Annotated in this window: 29 protein-coding genes and 1 other annotated feature; of the genes, 19 read left to right on the top strand and 10 right to left on the bottom strand. The window is 42.9% G+C overall.

Annotated features, from left to right (window positions below):
• The first annotated feature begins 12 nt into the window (after positions 1-12).
• Genes HBHAL_RS06385 through HBHAL_RS21940 form a run of 3 tightly spaced genes read left to right on the top strand, consistent with a single transcriptional unit; the run spans position 13 to position 989 of the window.
• Positions 13-435 (top strand): hypothetical protein, encoded by a 423-nt coding sequence (locus HBHAL_RS06385; RefSeq protein ID WP_014642529.1) that lies wholly within the window; start codon positions 13-15, stop codon positions 433-435.
• The gene (locus HBHAL_RS20350; RefSeq protein WP_051005593.1) at positions 432-803 is read left to right on the top strand and encodes a hypothetical protein; all 372 of its coding nucleotides are present in this window, start codon (positions 432-434) and stop codon (positions 801-803) included. The genes HBHAL_RS06385 and HBHAL_RS20350 overlap by 4 nt, the downstream gene beginning before the upstream one ends.
• A 60-nt stretch (positions 804-863) precedes the next feature.
• A complete protein-coding gene (locus tag HBHAL_RS21940) occupies positions 864-989 on the top strand; it encodes a hypothetical protein (RefSeq protein ID WP_014642531.1) in 126 nt (41 codons plus the stop codon).
• A 196-nt stretch (positions 990-1,185) separates the two neighbouring features.
• Here HBHAL_RS21940 and HBHAL_RS06395 read toward each other — a convergent pair whose 3' ends face one another.
• The 3 genes from HBHAL_RS06395 to HBHAL_RS06400 form a co-directional block, all read right to left on the bottom strand.
• Positions 1,186-1,401 (bottom strand): DUF3813 domain-containing protein, encoded by a 216-nt coding sequence (locus HBHAL_RS06395; protein WP_014642532.1) that lies wholly within the window; start codon positions 1,399-1,401, stop codon positions 1,186-1,188.
• Positions 1,402-1,548, bottom strand: a complete 147-nt coding sequence (locus HBHAL_RS21710; protein ID WP_014642533.1) for a hypothetical protein — start codon at positions 1,546-1,548, stop codon at positions 1,402-1,404.
• A gap of 95 nt (positions 1,549-1,643) precedes the next feature.
• Entirely contained in the window at positions 1,644-2,468 is an 825-nt protein-coding gene (locus HBHAL_RS06400; RefSeq protein WP_014642534.1) for a Cof-type HAD-IIB family hydrolase, read from the bottom strand.
• Between the two features lie 179 nt (positions 2,469-2,647).
• Between HBHAL_RS06400 and HBHAL_RS06405 the strand changes: the two genes are divergently transcribed.
• The 5 genes from HBHAL_RS06405 to moaD all read left to right on the top strand — a co-directional run bounded on the left by HBHAL_RS06405 (position 2,648) and on the right by moaD (position 5,080).
• Positions 2,648-3,412, top strand: a complete 765-nt coding sequence (locus tag HBHAL_RS06405) for an alpha/beta fold hydrolase (protein ID WP_014642535.1) — start codon at positions 2,648-2,650, stop codon at positions 3,410-3,412.
• 75 nt (positions 3,413-3,487) lie between these two features.
• Positions 3,488-3,799 carry a metal-sulfur cluster assembly factor gene (locus HBHAL_RS06410; RefSeq protein WP_014642536.1) on the top strand — a complete coding sequence of 104 codons (312 nt, stop codon included), beginning with the start codon at positions 3,488-3,490 and terminating at the stop codon, positions 3,797-3,799.
• A gap of 69 nt (positions 3,800-3,868) precedes the next feature.
• The gene (gene mobB / locus HBHAL_RS06415; RefSeq protein ID WP_014642537.1) at positions 3,869-4,384 is read left to right on the top strand and encodes a molybdopterin-guanine dinucleotide biosynthesis protein B; all 516 of its coding nucleotides are present in this window, start codon (positions 3,869-3,871) and stop codon (positions 4,382-4,384) included.
• A gap of 4 nt (positions 4,385-4,388) precedes the next feature.
• On the top strand, positions 4,389-4,850 hold the full coding sequence (locus HBHAL_RS06420; RefSeq protein ID WP_014642538.1) for a molybdenum cofactor biosynthesis protein MoaE: 462 nt from the start codon (positions 4,389-4,391) through the stop codon (positions 4,848-4,850).
• Entirely contained in the window at positions 4,847-5,080 is a 234-nt protein-coding gene (gene moaD / locus HBHAL_RS06425) for a molybdopterin converting factor subunit 1 (RefSeq protein ID WP_014642539.1), read from the top strand. The genes HBHAL_RS06420 and moaD overlap by 4 nt, the downstream gene beginning before the upstream one ends.
• Positions 5,081-5,747: 667 nt before the next feature.
• On the opposite strand, the gene HBHAL_RS06430 is transcribed toward moaD, so the two are convergent.
• Positions 5,748-6,563, bottom strand: a complete 816-nt coding sequence (locus HBHAL_RS06430) for an undecaprenyl-diphosphate phosphatase (protein ID WP_014642540.1) — start codon at positions 6,561-6,563, stop codon at positions 5,748-5,750.
• Between the two features lie 329 nt (positions 6,564-6,892).
• Positions 6,893-7,066 (bottom strand): YjzD family protein, encoded by a 174-nt coding sequence (locus HBHAL_RS20560; protein WP_014642541.1) that lies wholly within the window; start codon positions 7,064-7,066, stop codon positions 6,893-6,895.
• A gap of 134 nt (positions 7,067-7,200) precedes the next feature.
• On the opposite strand from HBHAL_RS20560, the gene HBHAL_RS06435 reads away from it, so the two are divergent.
• On the top strand, positions 7,201-7,743 hold the full coding sequence (locus HBHAL_RS06435) for a hypothetical protein (protein ID WP_014642542.1): 543 nt from the start codon (positions 7,201-7,203) through the stop codon (positions 7,741-7,743).
• Positions 7,744-7,833: 90 nt separating this feature from the next.
• Positions 7,834-8,793 (top strand): BMP family ABC transporter substrate-binding protein, encoded by a 960-nt coding sequence (locus tag HBHAL_RS06440; protein ID WP_014642543.1) that lies wholly within the window; start codon positions 7,834-7,836, stop codon positions 8,791-8,793.
• A 58-nt stretch (positions 8,794-8,851) separates the two neighbouring features.
• Here the strand turns inward: HBHAL_RS06440 and HBHAL_RS06445 are convergent, their stop codons facing one another.
• Positions 8,852-9,055 (bottom strand): hypothetical protein, encoded by a 204-nt coding sequence (locus HBHAL_RS06445; RefSeq protein WP_014642545.1) that lies wholly within the window; start codon positions 9,053-9,055, stop codon positions 8,852-8,854.
• Between the two features lie 170 nt (positions 9,056-9,225).
• Between HBHAL_RS06445 and HBHAL_RS06450 the strand changes: the two genes are divergently transcribed.
• Entirely contained in the window at positions 9,226-10,158 is a 933-nt protein-coding gene (locus HBHAL_RS06450; protein WP_014642546.1) for a beta-ketoacyl-ACP synthase III, read from the top strand.
• A gap of 18 nt (positions 10,159-10,176) precedes the next feature.
• Positions 10,177-11,418, top strand: a complete 1,242-nt coding sequence (fabF, locus tag HBHAL_RS06455) for a beta-ketoacyl-ACP synthase II (RefSeq protein WP_014642547.1) — start codon at positions 10,177-10,179, stop codon at positions 11,416-11,418.
• Between the two features lie 50 nt (positions 11,419-11,468).
• Here fabF and HBHAL_RS06460 read toward each other — a convergent pair whose 3' ends face one another.
• A complete protein-coding gene (locus HBHAL_RS06460; protein ID WP_014642548.1) occupies positions 11,469-12,506 on the bottom strand; it encodes an LCP family protein in 1,038 nt (345 codons plus the stop codon).
• A gap of 124 nt (positions 12,507-12,630) precedes the next feature.
• Between HBHAL_RS06460 and HBHAL_RS06465 the strand changes: the two genes are divergently transcribed.
• Both HBHAL_RS06465 and HBHAL_RS06470 read left to right on the top strand, forming a co-directional pair.
• A complete protein-coding gene (locus tag HBHAL_RS06465; RefSeq protein ID WP_014642549.1) occupies positions 12,631-12,831 on the top strand; it encodes a hypothetical protein in 201 nt (66 codons plus the stop codon).
• Positions 12,832-12,921: 90 nt separating this feature from the next.
• Positions 12,922-13,683 carry a YjbA family protein gene (locus tag HBHAL_RS06470; protein ID WP_014642550.1) on the top strand — a complete coding sequence of 254 codons (762 nt, stop codon included), beginning with the start codon at positions 12,922-12,924 and terminating at the stop codon, positions 13,681-13,683.
• 39 nt (positions 13,684-13,722) lie between these two features.
• Here HBHAL_RS06470 and trpS read toward each other — a convergent pair whose 3' ends face one another.
• Positions 13,723-14,724, bottom strand: coding sequence for a tryptophan--tRNA ligase (gene trpS / locus HBHAL_RS06475; protein WP_014642551.1), 1,002 nt, complete (start codon positions 14,722-14,724; stop codon positions 13,723-13,725).
• Positions 14,725-14,784: 60 nt separating this feature from the next.
• Positions 14,785-14,983 (bottom strand) — a binding site (T-box leader).
• A 53-nt stretch (positions 14,984-15,036) separates the two neighbouring features.
• The gene (locus HBHAL_RS06480) at positions 15,037-15,408 is read right to left on the bottom strand and encodes a DUF3899 domain-containing protein (protein ID WP_014642552.1); all 372 of its coding nucleotides are present in this window, start codon (positions 15,406-15,408) and stop codon (positions 15,037-15,039) included.
• A 402-nt stretch (positions 15,409-15,810) separates the two neighbouring features.
• On the opposite strand from HBHAL_RS06480, the gene HBHAL_RS06485 reads away from it, so the two are divergent.
• The 5 genes from HBHAL_RS06485 (at position 15,811) to HBHAL_RS06505 (ending at position 21,761) form a co-directional block, all read left to right on the top strand.
• Positions 15,811-17,505, top strand: a complete 1,695-nt coding sequence (locus HBHAL_RS06485) for a peptide ABC transporter substrate-binding protein (RefSeq protein WP_014642553.1) — start codon at positions 15,811-15,813, stop codon at positions 17,503-17,505.
• A 174-nt stretch (positions 17,506-17,679) separates the two neighbouring features.
• Positions 17,680-18,606 carry an oligopeptide ABC transporter permease gene (gene opp3b / locus HBHAL_RS06490; RefSeq protein WP_014642554.1) on the top strand — a complete coding sequence of 309 codons (927 nt, stop codon included), beginning with the start codon at positions 17,680-17,682 and terminating at the stop codon, positions 18,604-18,606.
• 6 nt (positions 18,607-18,612) lie between these two features.
• Positions 18,613-19,746 (top strand): oligopeptide ABC transporter permease, encoded by a 1,134-nt coding sequence (gene opp3C, locus HBHAL_RS06495; RefSeq protein WP_014642555.1) that lies wholly within the window; start codon positions 18,613-18,615, stop codon positions 19,744-19,746.
• 15 nt (positions 19,747-19,761) lie between these two features.
• Entirely contained in the window at positions 19,762-20,823 is a 1,062-nt protein-coding gene (locus tag HBHAL_RS06500; RefSeq protein ID WP_014642556.1) for an ABC transporter ATP-binding protein, read from the top strand.
• Positions 20,820-21,761, top strand: a complete 942-nt coding sequence (locus HBHAL_RS06505; RefSeq protein WP_014642557.1) for an ABC transporter ATP-binding protein — start codon at positions 20,820-20,822, stop codon at positions 21,759-21,761. Before HBHAL_RS06500 ends, HBHAL_RS06505 begins: the two co-directional genes overlap by 4 nt.
• A 708-nt stretch (positions 21,762-22,469) precedes the next feature.
• On the opposite strand, the gene HBHAL_RS20770 is transcribed toward HBHAL_RS06505, so the two are convergent.
• A protein-coding gene (locus HBHAL_RS20770) for an IS3-like element ISHaha3 family transposase (RefSeq protein WP_087946051.1) occupies positions 22,470-23,812 on the bottom strand; the annotation gives its coding sequence in 2 pieces (ribosomal slippage) (positions 22,470-23,371 and positions 23,371-23,812; 1,344 coding nt in all).
• Positions 23,813-24,065: the final 253 nt, after the last annotated feature.

Below are 24,065 nucleotides of genomic sequence, written 5' to 3' on the forward strand. Positions count from 1 at the left end.
GGGGGAAAAGCTATGATTCGCTGGGGATTTTGGATTGGTACGACTTCTGGACTCGTACTCGGTTTCTACATGTCGCTGGTCGAGCTAGTAACGGGTAAAAAAGTGTACACGTTGCTCATGAATGTTGATTTTATTCCCGTGATTGGAAGCATTGAATGGCCGGTTGCGATCGAATGGCTATTTCATTTAATTATTTCCTGGATTATTGGGTTCCTATATGTGTATGCGTTCAGGCGCGTCCTGAAAGACACTAAACGTAATCGCTGGTCTCTTGCTTTGATCTTAAGTGCGTTTGCCGCTACCAGTTATGTGCCGCTTACGCTTCTCGCTATTAAGGAAATCCCGGCGTTAACCGATAGCGCAGCTATCTTATATTGGTTAATCGGGCATGTCCTGTATGCGGTCGTCTTAAAAATATCCTATTATCGTTCTTGATCCATGTTAAAGCCAGGGAAACCGGGCTTGTTTTGTGCGTCTCTCTCACCTATGATTTAGAAAAACGGATCACCCTGGGAGACGGGTGGTGGCTTCCTTTTTCAATCGCGAGGCATTATGGCGTATCGGAAGAAGAAGTACGTGAATGTTACGGCCAAACGAAAGAATATATGGTTTCTGACCAGTTTTCGCTCACGAAAACAAAAGGGCTTAGAGACGCCTTGCTCAAATGGAGGAAAGAGAAGCGGTTAGTTTTAATTACCAATAGTGAAGCTCATGACGTTTTAAATCGTATAGACCTGACAGATATGTTTCATGAACGAATTCCTTCGGCAGCGAAACCGCTTCACACGAACGAGTTGTTTTAAACCCTTTTAAGGAATGGTAAGTATACGGTCGGATCCGTCATCTCCATTGGAGATAATTGCATGAATGAGATTGCTCCAGCCCTTGCACTTGGAATGAAAGCTATATGGATTCACCCGGCCGGGTCTGAATGGAATTATAAGGATTTAAAAATTGTGAAGAGTTTTGAGGAGTGCACGAAGACATAAAAAAGATACAGCCATTCATCCAGTGAAGCAAGATTCAAAAGGAAGAATGGCTGTATCAAATTCAGAAAAAATTAGGGGGTACATATAACATACCCCAAATCCAATAATTATAACTCCTGCTAAGGACACAGTTTTTTAATAATGAAAAGGGGTAAAAAAGACCAGCCTGGAAATCCAGACTGGTCTTTCACATGGTTTATCGCAAACTTTGATGGTGGTTCTCAAGCTGTTGTTCCAACTGCTGTAGCTCTTGTTTCTCTTGTTGAGAACATTGGCTATATGCAGATTGAATCGCTTGTTTAGCCGCTTGCATGTCTTCTTGACTCATCTGTTGGCTGCCATTGCCATCACGGTTCTGTGTGAAACGGTTTACCGCATCACGTGCGTTTTCAAAAAGGTTTCTGCCCTTCATTTAAAACCCTCCTACCGTATGCTGGTCAGATTCGATTTCTTTTCGTTTAGCGTCTGAAAGCCTTTTAGGCTCCATCTTGCTTTCGTCAAACTGACGAACTTCTGTCCAGCGTTCTTCGTTGCGATCTTTCTGTTTTTGCTGTTCCATGACAAGCCCTCCTGTCATAAAAAAAGCCTGAACGTTTTTCACGTTCAAGCTTAGTATGGAGAATTGCCTGTAATCTAATCTAGGAAAATGTTGACTTACATGGCTTTTTTATTAAGTTTTAAATATTCGTTCAAGAATTCTCCTATGCCGTTTTCTTCATTTGAATGCGTAACGTGTTTCGCGACACCTTTTAGTTCATCAATGGCGTTCCCCATAGCTACGCCGACACCGGCGTAATCAATCATTTCCAGGTCGTTGTCTTCATCGCCAAACGCAATAATACGATCCTTTGGAATGTGGAAGTAGTGAGCGATTTTGTGAAGACCTACCGCCTTATTCAGACCAGCTCGGACGATTTCAATCACATGCCAGGGCGCGCCCCATTTACGGTGATCTATTAAAGAAGCGTGCACATCCAGTTCTTCCCGAAGCCTCTGGATTTTATCTTCTTCCGGGTGGATTAGGATGGAGGTAGGATCATCTTTTAAGTTCGACTGCAAACGTCCAATACTGATTGGATTGTCATTTTTCGTTTGGAAAATGCTCATAATTTCTTCATCATGCTGATGTAAATACACTTGATCCATGACTTCTGCCAGAATATTTTTGACACCCAGTTCCTGACACGTATCGATAATTTTATGAGCGGTGCGTATTGAAAGCGGGGAGTGAAGCGCATCCCACTTATGATCTGTAGGGTGGTGGATTAAAGCGCCATTAAAGTTAACCATTGGCGTCTTAAGTCCTAATTCATGATAGAAATCGATGCTTGCTCGATGTGGACGCCCTGTCGCAATCACCACGATGTGACCTTGATGTATGGCATTTAGCACCACTTCTTTTGTTTGGGCATGGATGACCTTATCATCCGTCAGAAGTGTGCCGTCCAGATCCAGTGCTATTAAATGTTGTTTATCCATATCTTCACCTCATTTGTATGTATAGTGTAGCGGTAAGAAAGGTGAGTTGTAAAGAATTCCCGCCTGTATCACCTAACACTTCCCAATTCTATCGGGCAGTGTTACGATTATACTATAACTCATTTTTGTAATAGCTATTTAAACAGGACGTAAAGTTTAGTTAGAAAGGAAACACGTTGATGATCGGAATTCAAAGGAAAACCTTAAAAGGCGTACCAACACTTACTGTAGTTGATTCAGCAAAACAAGAGGAGCCGATGCCTGTATTTATTTACTTCCACGGCTTTACATCAGCGAAGGAGCATAACCTTCCTCAGGCTTATTTACTGGCAGAAAGAGGCTACCGTGTCATTCTACCTGACAGTGCCTACCACGGCGAACGTGATCAGGATCTGTCCAAGGATGAGCTGAATTTTAAGTTCTGGGATATTGTATATCAAAACTTAAAAGAACTTCAAGATATAAAAGATGAACTTGATCGAGAGAACCTTATTAAAGACCGGCGAATCGGCGTCGGAGGTACATCCCTTGGAGGGATTACAACGAGCGCGGCTCTAACCATGTATCCGTGGATTCAGGCCAGCGCAGTCATGATGGGTTCTCCGAAACCAGTTGATTTTGCTAAGCAATTGGTGGATGAAATCGAGTACTTCGGGCTTCAGATTCCATTGTCAGAAGAAAAAATGAATGAGCTCTTTGATTTTCTCGGAGCGATTGATCTATCCAAACAAATGGACAAACTATACGGAAGACCTCTTTTCTTCTGGCATGGCGATGCGGATCCTGTTGTTCCATTTGAACACTCATACGATTTTTATAACGAAGCCATTAAATATTATAAAAATCCGGAGAATATCCGCTTCTTAAGAGAAGTCGGCCGGGACCATAAGGTTAGCCGCTTTGCTATCCTGGAAATGGTTAACTGGCTTGAATTAGTTCTATGATGGAATCGATTGGTTTATTCTGAGCCGATTTTTGTTTATAATAAAATTTGAACACATGTGAAGGGGGAAAATTTAATGAGTACAGCAACTGAAGAAAATGCGTTAGGTGCCCTTGAGAATGTCATTGACCCTGAACTCGGTATTGATATCGTGAATCTTGGACTTGTCTATGGCGTCGATATAGATCCAGACGGCAATGCGACCGTAACAATGACGTTAACAGCGATGGGCTGCCCGCTCGCCGCTCACATTGAGCAGGATGTTAAAGGCTGCTTAGCTGACCTGCCGGAAATTAATCAGGTAGCGGTTAATATTGTCTGGAATCCACCTTGGACGAAAGATCGTATGAGCCGTTACGCTAAAATCGCATTAGGAATCCCAGATTAATGAACTTGGCCCCTGCCGTATAAATAGGCAGGGGTTTTTACATAAATACACAGAGGAGAGGGAATCACAATGAACCACGAGACCCCAGTATTTCAAGTAGTAGGATACAAAAATAGCGGAAAAACTTCCCTCTTATCTGAATTGATCGCCTATGGTGCGGAAAACGAGGAGCACGTAGCGGCTATTAAACATCATGGTCATGATGAACCATTGAAAGTCATGCATCATGGCACAGACAGTTACCGTCTGCATGAGTCTGGTGCCTTTATGACAGGCGTGGATAGTCCGGGCCGTCTTCAACTGGAGCTTAATCATCCGGAAGGGTATCCGCTTGAAAGACTTGTCTCCTTATATCGTTTTTTTGCTCCGGATTTAATCGTTGTGGAAGGATTTAAGCAAGAAGCCTATCCGAAAGCGGTTATTATAAAAAGAGAAAAAGACTTAGAACTGCTCAAGCTTGAAAACATCCGTTTGGTAGTCACATGGGACGAGTCCCTCACAAGCCATCTGGATCTTCCTGTTTACAAGCTGGAACAATGGAAGGAACAATTGCCTAAAATCTACAAACTGGCGAAAGGAGCATAAGATTTTGGGGAAGTATTATTGGATCTCAGATAAACCTTTAGTTATACAAGAAGTAGTGGATCTCGTAACCAGGAGAAACGCGGGAGCGATTAACACCTTCATTGGTACTGTAAGAGAATTTACAAAAGGAAAGCGTACCCTTTACCTGGAATATGAAGCCTACAAGGCGATGGCAGAGAAGAAATTAGAGGAAATTGGCCATGAAATTAAGAAGAAGTGGCCAGAGGCAGAAACGGCTATTGTCCATCGGGTGGGCCGCCTGGAAATCACCGATATTGCGGTTGTTATCGCCGTTTCCACACCTCATCGTGCCGATTCTTACGAAGCAAGCCGTTATGCGATTGAGCGGATTAAAGAAATTGTGCCTATTTGGAAAAAGGAACATTGGGAAGATGGCGAGCAATGGATTGGTGATCAAAAAGAAACGAAACAGGGAATTCCTGCGAAGGGAGATGCATCAAAATGAATCAAATTTTATTTTTTGCAGGTCTTAGAGAGCAGGCCGGGGAAGAAAGCATTGAACTGGATGTGAACGGTCGTTCTATCGGAGAGCTTAAAGAAACATTATCAAGCCGCTATGCTATAGATAAAGTAAAAGAATCCATGACAGCTGTGAATGAGGAATTTGTCCAGGATGAAGAAATCATAAAAGAAGGAGATACCATTGCCTTTATCCCACCAGTTAGTGGTGGTTAAAAAAGTCAGCCCGCTACAGAAGCAGGGCTGACTTTTTTTGCTATACGTGATGTTTTTCATTAAAGGATTAATACACTTTAGGGCCGGACACTGTAAGACACAGTTTCGAGATATTTATTGAGCGGAAGGTCCTGCGGGGGACGATTTCGCTTTCCGGCCCTGCATGACGCAGGGTCGTTCGACGTTGCCACAGGACGTGGCGATCTTAGTCGAACATCCTTTGTGCTGAGCCTCCTCGAGCAAGCTCTGCGGGGTCTCACCGATCATGTGCATCCCGCAGGAGTCTACATCGTCCCCCTCCGGACCTGGCAAAATCAGAAACTCGAAACCATTTAAGACATCGATGGGTTCATGATAAAAAACATGTGATCATAAGGCTATTTTAAGGCTATACCGATGTGGAATAGCCCGTCATAAAAGCGTCTGTTATTCTGACTCGGCTGGGCTGGTGGGGAAATGGCGAGACTCCCATGGGAGAAGGAATCAGGTGAGATCCCGCAGGGAGTGAAACGAGTGAGGAAGCTCACCGTTCCCCCATAGGAAAGCGAGCTATTTCCCCACCAGCCCTCTTCCACCTAGAGTAACAAACCCTATTTATCTCGAAACTGAGTCTTCAAGTAACGGGAGCTTTTCTGTTAGGTCGGCAAAGATGTTTAATGAAACTTTTTTAGAACCAGATGATGAGTAAGGTAATACCGCCCACGATAAAGCAATAGAAGGCGAAGTACTTCAGGTTTCCACGCGCCATGATATTCATAAACCATTTTAAAGAAAGATAGGAAGCGACAATAGAAGCTAGAAAAGCTGCAATGTAGCCTATCCATAAATTATTTTGAGAGGCAGTAGCGATGACTTCTTCCGCTGATAATAGCATGGTACCTAAGCTTACGGGTATGTACAGAAGGAAAGAAAATCGCAGCGCGGTTTCCTGTTTCATCCCGAGATACATAGCAGCCACAATGGTCGCACCTGAGCGGCTGATACCAGGAATTAAGGCAATAGCCTGAGCAAACCCTACAATGGCAGCATCTTTCCAGTTCAGTTGTCCGTCACCTTTTCGACCGCGCATATTTCTGATCAGCCATAAAGCAACGCCGGTAATAATCAACGTAATGCCGACCGTTTCTGGTGTGGATAATACCTCAATAGCATCTCCCAGTAGTATTCCTAAGACACCAGCTGGAATCGTTCCGATAATGAGATAAATGATGAAATCAAAATCATCTTTTTGTCGTTCGTCTTTGGTAAGCATGTAGCCGATTCCGTTTTTGACTAATCGGACTAAATCATGCCAATAGATGATAAAAACGGCGATTAAGGATCCGAAATTTACAAGCACCTCAAAATTTAATCCTTCAAAATCCATATCCAGGATGTTTTGGACAAGCACCAGATGTCCACTGGACGAGATTGGAATCGGTTCTGTAAATCCTTGAAATATCCCCAAAAATAAATATTTAATCAATATCAAAATTTCTTCCATTATTCTTCCTCCTTGATCCCTTTCCTTATAAAAGAGCTGTGTGAAGCGTTTTTGAATAAAATTAGAAAGTTTGTACAGGGCCTTTTAGTGAAGAAACTCGAGTCAGAGATACAGCTGATAAAAGCCCCGTGTTCAAGCAAAAGCAGTGAAACAGATCCTTACTCCATCCGAAGGTTATTTATAAATAACCAGCTATAAAAAAGCACTTCTCTACTATACGGTTACTTGATTTCTATGTGCAATAAGCCAAGTTATTCATTTGGAGCCGGTTTATGTACATGAAAAAACGCTGCTATCATTAGACAGCAACGTTCAATGATGACCTATCTTTAAGCTTCGTCTTTAATGAGTCCTTCGCCAAGTATCACTGCCGCCCCAGTAAAAAGAAGCGTCATAACGAACACTTGTGTGAAACCAAAACTTCCTCCAGCCATATTACTGACTACATAGGCCGTCATGAAGCTCAGCAGAAGGGCCCAAATCAACGTCCATACAAACTTCATTTAAACTCACCTCAATCATACACATTCTATTTTAATACTATCAGAACTTCCTAAAAAAAGAAATAAGTATTCGCTGCCGTTCATGATTCAAAACAGTAGTGAATAAACTGAAATGATGAAGGAGGGGACGATCAATGCTTATAACTGTACACCCATGTTTTCATTGGATCGGCTATCACATGAGCACTGGTTTTTTACAAGAAGGCAGGCAAGTGATTGGAATCGACCGCATGGACGCGTCTCTAAGTGAATATTTATATATGCACGTAGGAAGGAATAGTAACTTTCAGCATTTTTATTCCAAAGACGACAAAGAAAGGCACACCCAGCCAACAGATGATGAACTGTTTATTGAATATGCAGACCAATATTTAATGGTAGAGAGGAAACATGAGGATCGGATATTTGTACAAGTCGAGTTACCTAAGCTGTATGGAGAGTGGATGGATATCAGTCAAAAGGGGATCGAAGAGGAGGAAGAGCTATTAGAATGGGTCAGGGAGTCTAAAGCTGTTTATATTAGTGATTTTTTAAACGAATTTATTCCTTATGTCCTAACGTTGAAGGAAGAGAGACAACCGAAGCCTTTTGAAGATTTGTGCAGTCCAGAAGATCACAAAAAGCGTGTAGAGAGTGTATGGAAAGCTTACCAGACGATGAGAAAACTGTATTTGTAATGAAAGTTTCAAATATACACATTTACTTTATAGAGCCCACCCATGTAGAATAAGAGGAAATATAAGTAGTTTTTACTAGGAGTGCTTATTGTGAAGTGGGTATATACAGGATGTGTACTTTTATTACTGCTCACCGGATGTAATCATATTGCTGGAAAAGCCGATCATGCAGGGATGCTGGTAGAGACTACCATTGATGATCAAGCCTGGGGAGAGCAAGGATACCAGGGTTTGAAAGCGATAGAGAAAGAGTACGGTGTTGATGTTTCTTATAAAGAGGGTATTAATAGTTATACAAAAACGGTTCAAGCGGTAGAAGAACTGGTGAATCAAGGGGCTACGGTCATTTTGGGTCATAGTCATGTGTACGGAAATTATTTCCAACAATTGCATAAGCAGTATCCTGATATCCAGTTCATTTATTTTAATGGGGCCTTTACGGCGGACAATGTTACCAGTCTGAATTTCAGTGCTCAGGCCATGGGCTTTTTTGGAGGCATGGCAGCAGGACAGATGACAGAAAGCGATAAGGTTGGAATTATCGCGGCATTTGAATGGCAGCCTGAAGTAGAAGGATTCTATGAAGGTGTCAATTTTCAGAACCCGCAGGCTGAAGTCGAGATCACGTTTACAAACAGCTGGGAAGATACAGATAAGGCCCTCAGCCAGTATGAACGGTTAGAGAAGCAGGGGGCTGATGTGTTTTATCCTGCCGGGGATGTATTCAACCAGGCGGTCATCAAACAGATAAAGCAGGATGACCACTATGCGGTCGGTTACGTGAACGATCAGTCCGATGTTGGCGGGAAGGCTGTTCTCACCAGTACGATACAAAAAGTAGATGCTGTTTATAAAATTGCTATGGAAAAGTACTTAAACGATAACCTGCCCGGACGTCCGCTAATGTTTGATTTTGAAGAAGGGGCCATTGAAATGGGACCTTACAGCCCGGAGATCCCGAAGGAGTTTCAAAGGGAAATTGACCGTGCTGTAAAACAATATATCGAAACAGGGTATTTGCCCAATCATCAAAACTCTGAAGCCAGATGAGGCTTCAGAGTTTTTTTAGCAATCGGCAGGATGGTAAGAAAAATATAAAGCAATACCGCTACTTTTTAAATTTATTAACCATAGGTTTAATCATCGGATAGATCGTCTTCCATGTTTTATTAACTTCTTCCCACACCGTTCCCCAGTCGGCCGGTGGCTGTTCTTCTTCTTTTTTTTCTTCTTCTTCTGGTTCTTCCGCTTGTTTACGATTATTGGGACCTTGCCAGAAATGATCGAATGGAGATTGAGGTCTTTTGGCCATGACATTCACCCCCTTATACGTACTGTATGTAAACGACGTTTCCTGTTTGTGGGCGGCCCTATTATTGGAAAAGCTTCTACTTGCAGAAACCAAAGAGATGAATTAAAATTAGTACCAAGTCATAAGAATTGATATAAGATATTAGACTTTACCTTTAAGGGGATGAATATATGAACGCAGGTATATTGGGTGTAGGTCACTACGCTCCAGAAAAAGTCCTTACCAACCAAGATTTAGAGAAAATGGTGGATACAAGTGATGAGTGGATCCGGTCCCGCACTGGAATAGAAGAACGCCGTATCGCGGCAGATGGGGAAGACACTTCCCATATGGCAGTAAATGCCGCCAGAAGTGCCCTTGAGGATGCCAACATGGATGCTGAAGAACTGGATATGATTTTAGTGGCTACCGTTACTCCTGATCAGCCGTTTCCATCGGTTGCAACGATGCTGCAAGAACAGCTTGGAGCTAGAAAAGTAGCGGCAATGGATTTAAGCGCGGCCTGCGCAGGCTTTATGTATGGTGTTATTACAGCTAAGCAATTCATTGAAAGCGGCGGTTATAAAAATGTCCTGGTTGTCGGGGTTGAGAAATTATCCAAGATTACAAACTGGGAAGATCGAAACACATGCGTCCTATTCGGAGACGGAGCAGGCGCAGCCGTGATCGGTCCAGTCAGTGACGATAGAGGGATTATGTCCTTTGAACTCGGCTCTGATGGAAGCGGCGGACCACATTTGTACCAGGATGAAACCTTGTTCATGAACGGTAGAGAAGTGTTTAAATTTGCCGTAAGACAAATGCCTGAGTCTTCTGTGAACGTGGTCAAGAAAATTGGCCTGAAAGAAGAAGATGTAGATTATTTAATCCCGCATCAGGCTAACATAAGAATTATGGAAGCTGCACGCGAACGCCTGGGTATTTCAGAGGATAAGATGGCTACTTCTGTGAAACGATACGGAAATACATCTTCCGCATCGATCCCGATGGCTTTGTCAGAAGAAGTAAAAGCAGGTAAAATAAAAGATAACGATTTAGTAGTACTTGTCGGATTTGGTGGCGGACTCACCTGGGGCGCCGTAGCTCTCCGATGGGGTAAGTAACCGAGGAGGAATACATTTATGGATAAACGACGTGTCGTCATTACCGGTATGGGAGCAGTCACTCCTGTAGGTAATTCAGTAGAAGAAATGTGGAGCAGTATTAAAAGCGGCCGATCTGGTGTCGGCGAAATAACGAAAGTGAACAAAGATGATTATCCGGTCAGCGTCGCCGCTGAATTAAAAGACTTTGATCCTTCCAGCTATATTGACCGTAAAGATGCTCGCCGTATGGATCCATTTGTTCAATATGCCATGGTTGCTTCTCATATGGCCGTAGAGGATGCAGATTTGAAAATTACGGATGAAATTGCGAATCGGACCGGCGTGTGGATTGGCTCGGGAATCGGCGGAATGGGAACGTACGAATCCCAATTCGAAACCTTCCAGAAAAAAGGCTACCGCCGCGTCAGTCCTTTCTTCATTCCGATGATGATCCCGGATATGGCAGCCGGACAGGTTTCCATTTCGCTTGGTGCCAAAGGGATTAATTCCTGCACCGTAACCGCCTGCTCTTCCGGCGCTAACTCAATTGGCGATGCTTTCAAAGTTATTCAAAGAGGAGACGCTGACGTTATGATCGCAGGCGGTACCGAAGCGCCGATGACCAAAATGTCCTTTGCCGGCTTTGCGTCCGCCCGAGCGCTTTCTCTTAACGAAGATCCGAATACAGCAAGCCGTCCATTTGATAAAGACCGTGATGGCTTTGTCATGGGCGAAGGTGCCGGTATTCTGATTCTTGAATCCCTGGAATCCGCGAAGCAGCGCGGAGCTAAAATCTATGGCGAACTAACAGGATATGGTTCAACAGGGGACGCCTATCACATTACATCCCCAGCTCCAGAAGGGGACGGAGCTTCTCGTGCGATGAAGCAGGCTCTGCAGGATGCAGGTGTTGAACCGGAAGCGATTGATTATTTAAATGCCCACGGTACATCTACAGAATTAAACGATAAATTTGAAACGTACGCAGCGAAAACGGTGTTCAAGGAGCATGCGAATAAACTGGCGATCTCATCCACGAAATCCATGACCGGACACTTACTTGGAGCTGCAGGAGCAGTTGAGTCTGTTATTTCATTAAAAGCGATTAATGAAGGAATTCTGCCTCCTACGATTAATTATGAAACTCCGGATCCAGAGTGTGATTTGGATTATGTGCCGAATGAAGCCAGAAAGCAGGAGATTAATGCTGTTATGAGTAACTCTCTAGGCTTTGGCGGACACAATGCTACGTTGATTTTCCAGAAATACAATGACTAATATAAAGGAAATCCCCGATGCCGTGTTTGGCATCGGGGATTTTTTTGAAACTATTCTCTTTGATCATATAAGAACTTCTTTAAGTCCTCACGGGTTTTATTCTGGTCGTGATTCAGAACGAGACCTGTTGGATACGGCTTCCGTTCGTTCCACACATTGTCAGTGGTTGGAATACGGAGAGTTTCCAGCTTTTCGGGGGGATGAAGGAAGTAATCCTTGGCCGCTTCCATATACATCCCTCTTCCTGCATCTGTATCCACGTAAGGTTGTATAGAGCCAAGCAGCCGGGGCATTTTCCACAGACTTTCAATGGAAAGAAGCTGTTCTTTCAATAAGGCAAGAACTTTCTGCTGCCGTTCTACACGGCCGAAGTCCCCCTCACTGTCACTTCTGAAACGTGAATAAGCGAGAAGTTCCTCTCCATCCAGCTGCTGCACACCTTCATTTAGGTCAATAACGGTGTCTCCACCTTCTGATTGATACTTCAAATTCTTCTCTATCGTAACCTCCAGTCCCCCGGGGGCAATCGTATCAGCGATATGACTGAAACCACTGAAATCCACCTTTGCATAATGCTCTAATGGAATATCGAAATTTTGAGCTATGGTCTTTCTTAACAGCTCCGGGCCTCCCAGGGCATAAGCCGCATTAATCTTGTTTAATCCGTGCCCGGGAATCTCTACATATGTATCCCGCATGATGGAAGCGAGCTTCAAACTCTGCTTTTCCGGATGGTAGCGAAGGATCATAATCGTATCTGCTCGGGCAGTCTCGGTATTTCTCTGGTCCGTCCCTAAAAGGAGGAGCGATAATGCACCCTCGGGGTCCGGCTTTCCATGAAAAGGAAAAGTGGACTCTTTCTTGCCATCTTCTATGTTTATATCAGGTTTTATGGGAGTGGGATTTTGCTGGCTTAAAGCCTGCTGCTTGCCTGCTAAATATTCAAAAGCGGTAAAGCCGGCGGTAAAAAGAAAGCATAGCGTTAAAACAGCAAGCATCACCTTTAATCTTCGTCTTTTTTTATCGATAGAGCAATTTGAACGAGTGGTACTCAAGCGATCATCAATCCTTCCTGCTTCCGGTTCCATTCCTTCCTTAATTTACCTTTAATTGGCAAAGAAGTAAAGAGGAAGAAGGAAGTACGAAACAAGGGCATGTCCGAGGGACAACCTTCATATTATAGAACAGGAGGACAGGCTGGGAGGTTGTCACATGTGGTGGTGGATCGTATTTTTGACGGGGTTCGGTTTTGCTGTAGCTGGAGGAACCGTGACGATTACGTATTTGAACCTCATCCCAGCAGGTCTCAGCTGGTGGGAATTTCTCATTTTGATTCAGTCCAGGTTTGAATGTTACTTGTTTCCCTTAGGGATTTTGTTCATTACGACAGCCATTATATTTATGAGAGATTAGTTTAGTAAATAATGGATCTAAAGAATAAAATAGCCATTATTGGTCATAATGTAACCTAAAGAGATCACTGAATGAAAGTGAGGGGCCGATATGCTATACATGCACGACTTATGGGTAAATTGGTTTGAAGGTGAAGAGAATGGATACAATGTCTGTCGATTCCATGAGTGGAGGAAAGAAGACGGAATTGAGCTAGTGGATCAAATTCCACTCCTGCTTGTAACGAATGAACTATTTAACTTTATTGAAAATGATTTGCAGGATCTGCCGTTGCCCTTGCTGCAGGACGTCCATAGAAAGACGTACATGAAAAAGAATCAGGAGAGACAGACCGTTGAATATGCGGCTGTGTTAACAGACGGGGAAGATGTCATCGTATTTGACACCCTTGGATACACATTGCCTGTTAAGAAAAGCCGATTAATTCCAAGACAGGAACGTCTGGTATTTGAAATGGTTCAGGGTAAGAAGCCTGCTTCCTATTCAATAGAAGAAAGTGTATTAAAAGAACACCACATTCTTTCTCTGGCACCTGCCAAAATGGCTGGCCTGACTCGCAGAGAGAGGCAATTAAAACAACTACTTATGATGGCCCTGGACCAATTAAAAAATTCCGATCATCCAGAAGAAATCAGATATTGGCTTACGGAATGGGATCCTGACCAATATCCATACTTGAAGCAGCTGACGAATGAGGAGGCATGGGACCTCCTATATGAAGGAACTTGCAAGGGATGGACTTCTTTACATGAAGAGTTGTGTGAGAAACTAGTTAAAGGGCAGCCCTTCTTTGAAACGATTTGGCAAGGAGAAAACCAGCACGTATCCCACAAAATAAACAGCCAGAATTGAGTGGTACCACTCAATTCTGGCTTTTCTTCTGAGCTTCAGTTATTTTTTCTTTCTTACAAGGCCGAGTCCCATGGCCTTCTTCGCTTTGCGCAGCATCTTATTGGCTACAAAAGAAGCGTCTTCAGCCCCTTTATCTAAAATATCATCAAGTTCCACAGAATCAATTAGTTCATAATAACGATCCTGGATCGGTTTCAGCGTCTCGACGACAGCGGCTCCCACGTCCTCCTTGAAGACTCCGTATCCTGTTCCTTCATATTTAGCCTCAAGCTCTTCAATGCCGATGCCGGAGCAGATCGAGTAAATCGTCAGCAAATTGGAGACTCCGGGTTTATTTTCCTTATCGAACTTCACAATTCCTTCTGAGTCCGTAACAGCACTTTTTACCTTTTTCATTATTTTTTTCTCATCATCGAGCATCGAAATATAGCCTTTCTGGTTTTCATCCGACTTGCTCATTTTTTTAGTCGGCTCCTGCAGAGACATAATTCTTGCCCCTGTTTTTGGAATGCGGACTTCAGGCACGGTAAATATATCATTGTATTTATTATTAAAACGCTGCGCCAGGTTTCGTGTCAGTTCAAGGTGCTGCTTCTGGTCTTCACCTACAGGCACAATGTCTGTTTGGTAGAGAAGAATATCCGAAGCCATGAGAGGGGGATAGGTCAGGAGTCCAGAGGTAACGCCTTCCTTGCCTCCCGAAGCGGATTTGTCTTTAAATTGGGTCATCCTCTCAAGTTCTCCTATATAACTCACACATTGCAGCATCCATCCTAGCTGCGTATGCGCAGGCACCTCAGATTGAATAAATAATGTAGATTTCTCCGTATCGATACCGGAGGCTAAATACAAAGCCGCAAGAGAACGAATGTTATCCCTGAGCTTTAAACGGTCCTGCGGTACCGTAATGGCATGCTCGTCTACAATGCAGAAATAGCATTTCTGATCATGCTGTAAGTCTACGAAGTGCTTCATCGCTCCTAAATAGTTCCCAAGTGTTAACGTACCACTCGGCTGAATCCCTGAAAAAATGGTTTTCATCACATTCACCTCATTATTAGTTTTAGGCTATAAAAAAAAGATCATTCATCTCTTCCATATGGAAGGGACGAATGATCCGCGGTGCCACCCTGATTACTTTTAAACGTAAAAGTCAACTTTAAGATCGTTAACGCCGATCGTGCGTCGATAGAAGCTCCTAAGGCCCATTTCCTCCCACTGATCCTGACTGTTCCCAGCATCCACAGTCTCTCTGAAAAGATTACAGTGTCGAGTACTATTCCTTACTCATAGCCTTTAATTTTATATTGTAAGATTTATATTATAGCCGATAAATGATTAACGTGCAAACCCCTACAGATTATAGTAAAGAGCCAGTAAAGCCAGTAAACCTGCCGTTAACATTCCGCCATGAAAAAGGAAGAACTTCAGCCACGTACTTTCAATGGTCTGGGAAGGAAGAGGTTTCTGCTTCCAATCGTCAAGATAATCCTGTTGTTTCGAAACGCGGTTATAAAATCTTCTCATACTATACGTAATGGCATCGAAGAATCCTCCACGGATTACCCACAGAAGTATTCCGACAAACAAATAGAAATAGGCAATATAGAAAAGCTGATTAATAAAATGGAATAAATCATAGACAGGCGCCATAATGGCGAAAAGCAGGCTGACAAGCAGAAGATTTCCTGCGACACCCATCCATTTGTTTCTTAGCACATTCACCCAATGTCACACCTTTCCTTAAAACTCGTACATATTATATCACGTCTTCATCTATGAAGGAATTGTAAATGGGATTAATAAACAGAAAATTCACGGTTGAAGGAATATTGAATGGTATATTCACTTACTTTAACGTATAACCGCATTAAATGCGGATTCAGCTTTTCATGCCTCCCCTTCTTTATACAAAATAGCTTATAATTAATGAAATTCGACACGTAAATGTTGTAAAATGAACTAGGTAAAAAGTCACGTTTTATGTTACAGAAAAGTAATAATGATGGGCTTCATACTATTTTTCGGAAAAAAAGGTAATGCAAAATAGTTAGAAAACTTGTATAATTCGTATTGTGGACAAAGCGCCACGATACTTTTAGAAAAATTAGGGGAGGTCTTTTCTACATGAAAAAGACAAATTGGTTATTGCTAGTACTAGCATTAGTACTAAGCATGTTCCTGGCTGCATGTTCAGGAGGAGGAAATGAATCGGAAGGAGATTCAGGTTCTTCTGACAACGGCGGGGATTCAGAGAATACTGAAGAACAATCTTCAGGAGACAGCGAACAAGTACTTAACATTACGGACAGTGCGGAGATCCCAACGATGGATCCAGCACTTGCTACAGACGCAGTAGCTTTCCAATTCCTTGGTTCCACAATGGACGGGCTTTATCGTCTGGGTGAAGGTGGAAAACCAGAACCAGCAATTGCGAAAGACCACGAAGTAAGTGAAGATGCTCTTACTTGGACATTTAACCTGCGTGAAGATGCAACATGGTCAAACGGTGAGCCTGTTACAGCGAACGACTTCGTTTACGCTTGGCAGCGCGCGGTAAACCCTGATACAGGATCTGAATATGGTCCTTACATGATGGGCGGAGTTATTAAGAATGCAACTGCAATCGCTGATGGCGAAACACCTCCAGAAGAACTGGGTGTTAAAGCAGTAGATGATTATACGCTTGAAATTACGCTTGAAAAACCGATTCCTTATTTCGAATCGTTAACTACTTTCGGTACATTCCTTCCATTGAACCAGAAATTCGTTGAAGAACAAGGCGAAGATTTCTCTCTGGAAGCTGACACTCTAGTATCCAACGGTCCTTTCACCATGACTGAATGGAACCACGGCGAAGGCTGGACTCTTGAGAAGAATGAAGATTACTGGGATGCTGAAGCAGTTAAACTTGATAAAATTAATGTAAGTGTTGTTAAAGAAACTTCTACTGGTGTAAACCTTTACCAGAGCGGCGACATCGACCGTACAGGTCTATCAGCTGAATTCGTTGACCAGTACCGTTCCAATGAAGACTTCCAAGTAGAGAAAGAACCTACTTTGTTCTACTTGAAATTCAACCAGGAGAACGAAATCCTTGGAAACGTGAAAGCTCGTAAAGCTATGCAGATGATCATTAACCGTGAAGACATGGTTAACGTTATCCTGAACAACGGATCTATCCCTGCTGTAGGTGATATTCCTGAAGATTTCGTTAAGCACCCTGAAAGCGGAGAAGACTTCCGTGAAATCAACGGAGATCTAGTTGAAACCAATAAAGAAGAAGCTCAAAAACTTTGGTCTGAAGCTAAGCAGGAACTAGGTATTGAGGATGCTGAAATCGGCTACCTTGGTGGCGACAGTGATGTTGCTAAGAACCTTGATGCTTACCTTAAAGACCAGCTTGAAGAACTTGAAGGATTGACTGTCAACGTCCAGGCCGTTCCATTTAAAGAGCGTATTGACCGCGACAAGAATATGGAGTATGACATCCAGAATGCTGGATGGGGACCTGACTATATCGACCCGAATACTTTCTTAAACATGTGGGTAACCGACGGTGGAAACAACCACACTGGTTATGCTAGTGACGAGTATGATGGCATGATTGAAGAAGCGAACAACGAGCTTGCTCAAGAGCCAGTTAAACGCTTTGAAACATTCCTTGAAGCAGAGAAGAAACTAATTCAAGAAGACGCTGTACTTGCTCCACTTTACCAGCGTGCATCTGCTAAACTCGTTAAGCCATATGTTAAAGGTGTCATTACTAACCCTATGGGACCTGACTACATCTACAAGTACGCTTATATTGAAGGTAAATAATAGACAAAACTATTCTAAACCATATATAGGCTAGCTAATAAGGGAGAGAGTATATGTCCAAACAGTTGGCGTATGCTCTCTTTTTCCCTGCAAAGAAAGTATTCTAATTATAGACAACTTTCTGTCTATTCAAAAAATAAGATAGTAGGTTTTAAATTCACAGGAGGTGTTCATATGACACGTTATATACTTCAACGACTAGGATACATGATTATAACGATGTTCTTGATCGCTACCTTTACGTTCTTCCTGATGAAATTTTTACCAGGTACTCCCCTAAGTGCTGCAGATAAATTATCAGAAGAGCAACAAGCGGTAGTGTTAGAAAAGTACGGACTGGATGATCCGGTACCCGTACAGTATTTCAATTATATAGTCAACCTTACCCAGGGTGACTTAGGTATATCTTTCCAGTTTGATAACAGGGAAGTAACCACCATTATTATGGAGCGTATCGGACCTTCGATGACCATTGGGGTTCAAGCCATGATCGTTGGTACCATTTTAGGGATGCTGCTCGGATTAGTGTCAGCGATTTATCATAATGGATTTTTGGATTATGGTTCGACATTCATAGCCGTACTCGGAAAATCCATACCTTCATTCGTATTTGCAGGAATATTGCAATATTACGTTGGCGTTAAATTAGGCTGGTTCCCGGTTGCCTTATGGGGAACGTGGCAGCACACAGTCATGCCCACGATCGCCCTTGCGATTTTCCCGCTCGCCATTGCCGCCCGTTTTATGAGAACCGAGATGCTTGAGGTATTAGGGTCTGACTATATTACAACAGCCCGTGCAAAAGGGGTTAACAAGTTCGGCGTTGTTTTCAAACATGGTCTGCGAAATGCTTTAATTCCATTGGTTACGGTACTAGGACCACTAGCAATCGGTTTAGTGACGGGAACACTTGTAATTGAAAACATTTTCGCCGTACCTGGGATTGGTGAACAGTTCGTTAAAGCGATTAACACAAATGACTTTCCGATTATAATGGGTACCACGTTACTAATCGCGTTCCTTTTCATTTTCATCATCCTTGTCATTGATCTCCTTTATGGAGTCATTGATCCTAGAATCCGACTGGCTGAAGGAGAGTAGTAACTTATGGATAACCACAAACCATCGAAAGAATTATTTGTACCCGTAGAACGACAGGAAAATGAAGGTGAAAAAATAGCCAGACCGAGTCTTTCTTTCTGGCAGGACTCTTTCATGAGACTGCGTAAAAACGTAGGGGCCATGATCGGTCTTGCGACATTGATCATCTTAATGCTTATGGCTATTTTTGGTCCTTATATGAACCAATACGGAGAATTCGAACAGGACCTTGGACGTGCTAAAATGCCTCCAAAAGTTGAAGGTCTGGGCTGGCTTGGAATGGACGGAACCTTATCCGCCACGATGTCAGGTTCAACAGTAGAACAGGCGACCACAAATGCGAATATGCGATTTAATAATGATGAAGAATTCATTAAAACATCCGTGGTCAGTGACGGCTCCAACGGAGAACCTGCACAGGTTAAAGCAGTATATGATGTATATGCAGCAAAAGATATGAATGATCAGTCATTCTGGTTCGGTACAGACGGACTTGGACGTGACTTATGGACACGTACATGGAAAGGTACTCGTATTTCCTTGTACATTGCGTTATTAGCTGCAGCTATTGATATGGTCATTGGTGTAGCTTACGGAGGAATTTCTGCTTATTACGGAGGCCGTGTCGATAACTACATGCAGCGTATTATCGAAATTCTTATGGGGATTCCGAACCTGGTCGTTGTCATTCTCATGATTCTGATACTGGAACCGGGGATATTATCGATCACCATTGCCTTGACGATAACCGGCTGGATATCGATGGCCAGGATTGTCCGAGGGCAAATCCTGAAGCTGAAAAACCAGGAGTTCGTATTAGCATCAAGAACCCTTGGTGCTCCGGACAACCGTATATTGAGAAAGCATTTAGTGCCTAACGTTACAGGCTTAATTGTTATTAATACTATGTTTACGATTCCAAGTGCCATATTCTTCGAGGCTTTCTTGAGCTTTATCGGACTAGGACTGCCTACTCCAATTGCCTCATTAGGTACTTTAATCGATGATGGATTTAAGTCTTTACAAATCTATCCGCATATTTTATTGTTCCCGGCAATTGTAATTTCACTAATCATGATTGCCTTTAATGTCTTAGCAGACGGTCTTCGTGATGCATTTGATCCGAAGATGCGTGAATAGGAGGTAGGTGTACCAATGGACAAACTACTAGAAGTAAATAACATGCATGTATCCTTTGACACCTACGGCGGTGAAGTTAAAGCTGTACGTGGGGTTAGTTTCGATGTTCACAAAGGAGAAACTCTGGCTATTGTAGGTGAGTCAGGTTCTGGTAAATCAGTCACAACGAAAGCTCTGATGCAGCTGATTCCTAAACCGCCGGGCCGAATTAAAGAAGGAGAGATCCTTTTTGAAGGCAGAGATTTAACAAAGATGAGCGAAAAACAAATGCAGAAAATACGCGGAAAAGATATGGCGATGATTTTCCGGGATCCGATGACATCCTTGAACCCTACGATGAAAGTAGGGAACCAGATCATGGAAGGGCTGATCAAGCACCAGAAAATGGACCGCGCACAGGCACGTAAGCGTGTGGTTGAGTTATTGGAGCTTGTAGGTATTCCTGATCCTGAAAGCCGGTTAAAACAATATCCTCACCAGTTTTCCGGCGGGATGAGACAGCGTGTGGTCGTAGCGATAGCACTTGCTTGTAATCCTAAACTATTGATCGCTGACGAGCCGACTACGGCTCTTGATGTAACGATTCAGGCTCAAATCCTTGAACTGATGAAGGACATTCAAAAGAAAACCGATTCGGCTACGATCTTTATTACCCACGATCTTGGAGTAGTAGCAAACGTAGCTGACCGTGTAGCGGTTATGTATGCCGGAAAGATCGTTGAAATTGGCACGGTAGATGATATTTTCTATAATCCTAAACATCCTTATACGTGGGGATTACTCGGCTCCATGCCATCTCTCGACAGTGCCGATGAAGAATTATATGCCATTCCAGGTTCGCCTCCGGATCTTTTGGATCCTCCAAAAGGAGATGCGTTTGCACCTCGTAATGAGTACGCGATGCAGATTGATCTGGAGCAAGAGCCTCCGATGTTCAAAGTTTCTGAGACTCATTATGCAGCTACATGGTTGTTACATGAGAATGCTCCGAACATGGAGCCCCCTGCTTCGATTAAGAAACGTATGGAGGGGATGGCTAAATCATCCTCAAGCAATGAGAAAGGTGATCGCATATGAGTCAAGAGAAGCTGGTAGAGATTAAAAACCTAAAACAACATTTCAAGACCGGCCGCCACAGTGTGGTTAAAGCTGTAGATGGCTTAAATTTTGATATCTTTAAAGGTGAAACATTTGGTCTTGTAGGAGAGTCCGGCTGTGGAAAATCAACAACCGGACGTACCATCATTCGTCTTTATGATGCTACAGATGGAGAAGTTATCTTTAATGGTGAAGATGTTCACGGGAAGAAAAACCGTGAAGATCTGAAAAAGTTTAACCGTGAAATGCAAATGATTTTCCAGGATCCTTATGCTTCTTTAAATCCTCGTATGAAGGTAGAGGATATTATAGCGGAAGGTATGGATATCCATGGTCTTGCTAAAAACGATAAAGAGCGTAAAGCAAAAGTTCATGAGCTTCTGGAAACAGTTGGTTTGAACAAAGAACATGCGAACCGCTACCCTCACGAGTTTAGTGGCGGACAGCGTCAGCGTATAGGAATTGCCCGTGCGCTGGCTGTAGATCCAAGCTTTATCATTGCGGATGAGCCAATTTCTGCATTGGACGTATCCATTCAAGCTCAAGTGGTAAACCTTTTGAAAAAGCTTCAGGAAGAAAAAGGGCTCACTTATCTATTTATCGCCCATGATCTGTCCATGGTCAAATATATTAGTGATCGAATTGGTGTTATGTATTTCGGGAAATTGGTGGAAGTTGCCGATTCAGATGATCTGTATAATCACCCGATTCACCCTTATACTCAATCTTTATTGTCAGCGATTCCGCTGCCTGACCCTGACTATGAACGTTCTCGTGAACGTTTTACGTATAATCCAAATAATCACGATACGAGTGAAGAACCGGAATTCCGTGAAGTACGTCCAGGCCACTGGGTGCTTTGCACAACGAAGGAGTTCGACTTCTACAAAAAAGAACATGCGACAAAAACGAAATAAGTGTGTTGTAAAAGGGATCTTGTCTATGACAAGGTCTCTTTTTTTCGGTAAGTAGATGCTAAATCTCCCGTTTGTTGGAGACTCAGTTTCGAGATAAATGAGTCCGTTTCCAAACAATAGATTAGGGCGGCTTCGGAAACAACTCGTCTTGTTCCATCACCCAGACACTCGAAACATAAGCCGCTCATCAACGGATGGAAAAACCGCCATCCTTTTGATGGTCGGCTTATGCTGGTCGTGTCTTTCGGGGTGATTCCACATTTGAGGCCCTACACGACGTAGGGTCGATCGATGTTGCCACAGGACGTGGCGACCTTAGTCGATCCTCCTTTTACCAGGAGCCTCCTCAGTCGTTAACACTCCTGTGGGGTCTCGCCTAGCTCCTTCTCCCGCGGGAATCTCGTTGTTTCCTCCGCCATCCCTACGATATCTAGTGAACGGCCCCTTCTTTAGAAGTGCAGATGTTGGACTAGATCCTCTATGAATCCAGTGTTATCAGGCCTTTTCTAACAATAACTGGAGAAAACAGGAACTCATGGCATGATTTTTATATTACTATTCAAGTGATTTTACCAATGTTTCGAGTCTCTTATTTCAGCAAGGTCCGGAGGGGGACGATGAAGACTCCTGTGGGATAAACATGATCGGTGAGACCCCGCAGAGCTTGCTGAACTGACCCCTTAAAATTGGACACATTCATTAAAATTATCACGCCGATTCTTGAAAGCGGGCTCGATAGGAAATGGGGCTTATTCTGAGCTTCGATTTGATGCGTTTATGATTATAATAATGGATATATTCCTCTAATTCTTGTTTGAAATGGGTCACACTTTCAAATTCTCTTAAATAAAGGAATTCCGATTTCATGATACCGAAAAAGTTCTCCATAACGGCGTTATCATGACAATTCCCTTTTCTGGACATGCTTTGGGTAACTTGATGGTCTTTCAATTTCTTTCGATAGGGAGCCATTTGGTAATGCCATCCCTGGTCGGAGTGCATAACTAGTTCATCCGATGGATGAAGGCGTTCAAATGCTTGGTCTAACATGTTGTTCACCAAGGAATAGGTGGGTCTGGAACCAATTGTGTACGTGATGATTTCTCCATTGAATAGATCTAAGACAGGGGAAAGATAAAGCTTCTCGCCAAATAGCTTGAACTCCGTAATGTCTGTCACCCATTTCTGATTCGGCTGATCCGCCTTGAAATTCCGATTTAAGATGTTTGGAGCCGTTTGACCAACTTTCCCTTTATAAGAACGATATTTCTTCATTTTCACCGTAGACTGAAGCCCCAGTTCTTTCATAAGACGATAGACTTTTTTATGGTTCACTTCATGACCGAGATTACGAAGCTCATTTTCAATGCGGCGATAGCCGTAGCGACCTTTATGTTCTTTAAAAATGGAGGTGATAAGCTCCTTTAATGGTCGGTCCGTTTTTGGCTCGAGTTGCTTTTCTTTCCAATAGTAATAGGTACTTCTAGGGATATCAGCTATTTCAGTCAGCTGTTTAACTGGAAAATGAAACCTTAACTCATCGATTACTTGCGCTTGTTCTTCTTTCGAGATGCTTTCTTTTTTTGAGCTAAGGTCTCTAACTTTTTTAAGTATTCATTTTCCATCCGTAAGCGTTCATTCTCTTTCTTTAAGGCTTCATAAGAATCCATTGAACCTTCTTTTTTCTTATGAGACGTCATGTGTGTTGGCCCCTTCCTTGTAGATTCAAGGGCTTCTTTTCCGCCTTCCAGCCACTTCTTACGCCATCGGCGTACCATGGAGAAATCGGGGATGTGAAACATAGCTGAAGCTTCTCGAATCGAATATTCTTCTTCCTCTATACGTTGAATTACTTTCAGTTTAAAGGCAGCTGAATAGTTTGTATAGGGGAAGTCGAAGGCTTCACTACCATGATATTCGGATAATTTCACCCAATAACGGATGGAAGAACTATCCACTCCCAACTCTTTTTCTAAGTCACGGAAACTGACATTTTCCGTGAGATAACGTTGGACGATCAGGTGCTTTTCTTGAGAAGTAAGTTTAGACATATGTTGGGTCCCTCCTAAGTTTCATAAGGTGTCCAACATTTGGGGGTCATTACATTGCTCGAGGAGGCTCAGCACATGCCCACGGAAAGCGAATCGTCCCCCGCAGGACCTTCTCTGCAAACCAATATCTCGAAACTGAGTCTTAAACAAACTGTTCTTTCTTCAACAATTATAAAAAAAGACGATAATAAAGGGAGAGGTAAAGAGTATTTACATAAATTTCAATTAAGGGCTATTCTTAGCAACTATCCTC

It is taken from the genome of Halobacillus halophilus DSM 2266 (genome assembly GCF_000284515.1).
GTDB classification, from domain to species: Bacteria; Bacillota; Bacilli; order Bacillales; family Halobacillaceae; genus Halobacillus; species Halobacillus halophilus.

Bases quoted from the DNA above. Each gene is read 5' to 3' on its own strand.
- HBHAL_RS06385 (WP_014642529.1), top strand. From the start codon at position 13: ATGATTCGCTGGGGATTTTGGATTGGTACGACTTCTGGACTCGTACTC.
- HBHAL_RS21940 (WP_014642531.1), top strand. From the start codon at position 864: ATGAATGAGATTGCTCCAGCCCTTGCACTTGGAATGAAAGCTATATGG.
- HBHAL_RS06395 (WP_014642532.1), bottom strand. From the start codon at position 1,401: ATGAAGGGCAGAAACCTTTTTGAAAACGCACGTGATGCGGTAAACCGT.
- HBHAL_RS21710 (WP_014642533.1), bottom strand. From the start codon at position 1,548: ATGGAACAGCAAAAACAGAAAGATCGCAACGAAGAACGCTGGACAGAA.
- HBHAL_RS06400 (WP_014642534.1), bottom strand. From the start codon at position 2,468: ATGGATAAACAACATTTAATAGCACTGGATCTGGACGGCACACTTCTG.
- HBHAL_RS06405 (WP_014642535.1), top strand. From the start codon at position 2,648: ATGATCGGAATTCAAAGGAAAACCTTAAAAGGCGTACCAACACTTACT.
- HBHAL_RS06410 (WP_014642536.1), top strand. From the start codon at position 3,488: ATGAGTACAGCAACTGAAGAAAATGCGTTAGGTGCCCTTGAGAATGTC.
- mobB (WP_014642537.1), top strand. From the start codon at position 3,869: ATGAACCACGAGACCCCAGTATTTCAAGTAGTAGGATACAAAAATAGC.
- moaD (WP_014642539.1), top strand. From the start codon at position 4,847: ATGAATCAAATTTTATTTTTTGCAGGTCTTAGAGAGCAGGCCGGGGAA.
- HBHAL_RS06430 (WP_014642540.1), bottom strand. From the start codon at position 6,563: ATGGAAGAAATTTTGATATTGATTAAATATTTATTTTTGGGGATATTT.
- HBHAL_RS20560 (WP_014642541.1), bottom strand. From the start codon at position 7,066: ATGAAGTTTGTATGGACGTTGATTTGGGCCCTTCTGCTGAGCTTCATG.
- HBHAL_RS06435 (WP_014642542.1), top strand. From the start codon at position 7,201: ATGCTTATAACTGTACACCCATGTTTTCATTGGATCGGCTATCACATG.
- HBHAL_RS06445 (WP_014642545.1), bottom strand. From the start codon at position 9,055: ATGGCCAAAAGACCTCAATCTCCATTCGATCATTTCTGGCAAGGTCCC.
- HBHAL_RS06450 (WP_014642546.1), top strand. From the start codon at position 9,226: ATGAACGCAGGTATATTGGGTGTAGGTCACTACGCTCCAGAAAAAGTC.
- fabF (WP_014642547.1), top strand. From the start codon at position 10,177: ATGGATAAACGACGTGTCGTCATTACCGGTATGGGAGCAGTCACTCCT.
- HBHAL_RS06460 (WP_014642548.1), bottom strand. From the start codon at position 12,506: ATGGAACCGGAAGCAGGAAGGATTGATGATCGCTTGAGTACCACTCGT.
- HBHAL_RS06465 (WP_014642549.1), top strand. From the start codon at position 12,631: ATGTGGTGGTGGATCGTATTTTTGACGGGGTTCGGTTTTGCTGTAGCT.
- HBHAL_RS06470 (WP_014642550.1), top strand. From the start codon at position 12,922: ATGCTATACATGCACGACTTATGGGTAAATTGGTTTGAAGGTGAAGAG.
- trpS (WP_014642551.1), bottom strand. From the start codon at position 14,724: ATGAAAACCATTTTTTCAGGGATTCAGCCGAGTGGTACGTTAACACTT.
- HBHAL_RS06485 (WP_014642553.1), top strand. From the start codon at position 15,811: ATGAAAAAGACAAATTGGTTATTGCTAGTACTAGCATTAGTACTAAGC.
- opp3b (WP_014642554.1), top strand. From the start codon at position 17,680: ATGACACGTTATATACTTCAACGACTAGGATACATGATTATAACGATG.
- opp3C (WP_014642555.1), top strand. From the start codon at position 18,613: ATGGATAACCACAAACCATCGAAAGAATTATTTGTACCCGTAGAACGA.
- HBHAL_RS06500 (WP_014642556.1), top strand. From the start codon at position 19,762: ATGGACAAACTACTAGAAGTAAATAACATGCATGTATCCTTTGACACC.
- HBHAL_RS06505 (WP_014642557.1), top strand. From the start codon at position 20,820: ATGAGTCAAGAGAAGCTGGTAGAGATTAAAAACCTAAAACAACATTTC.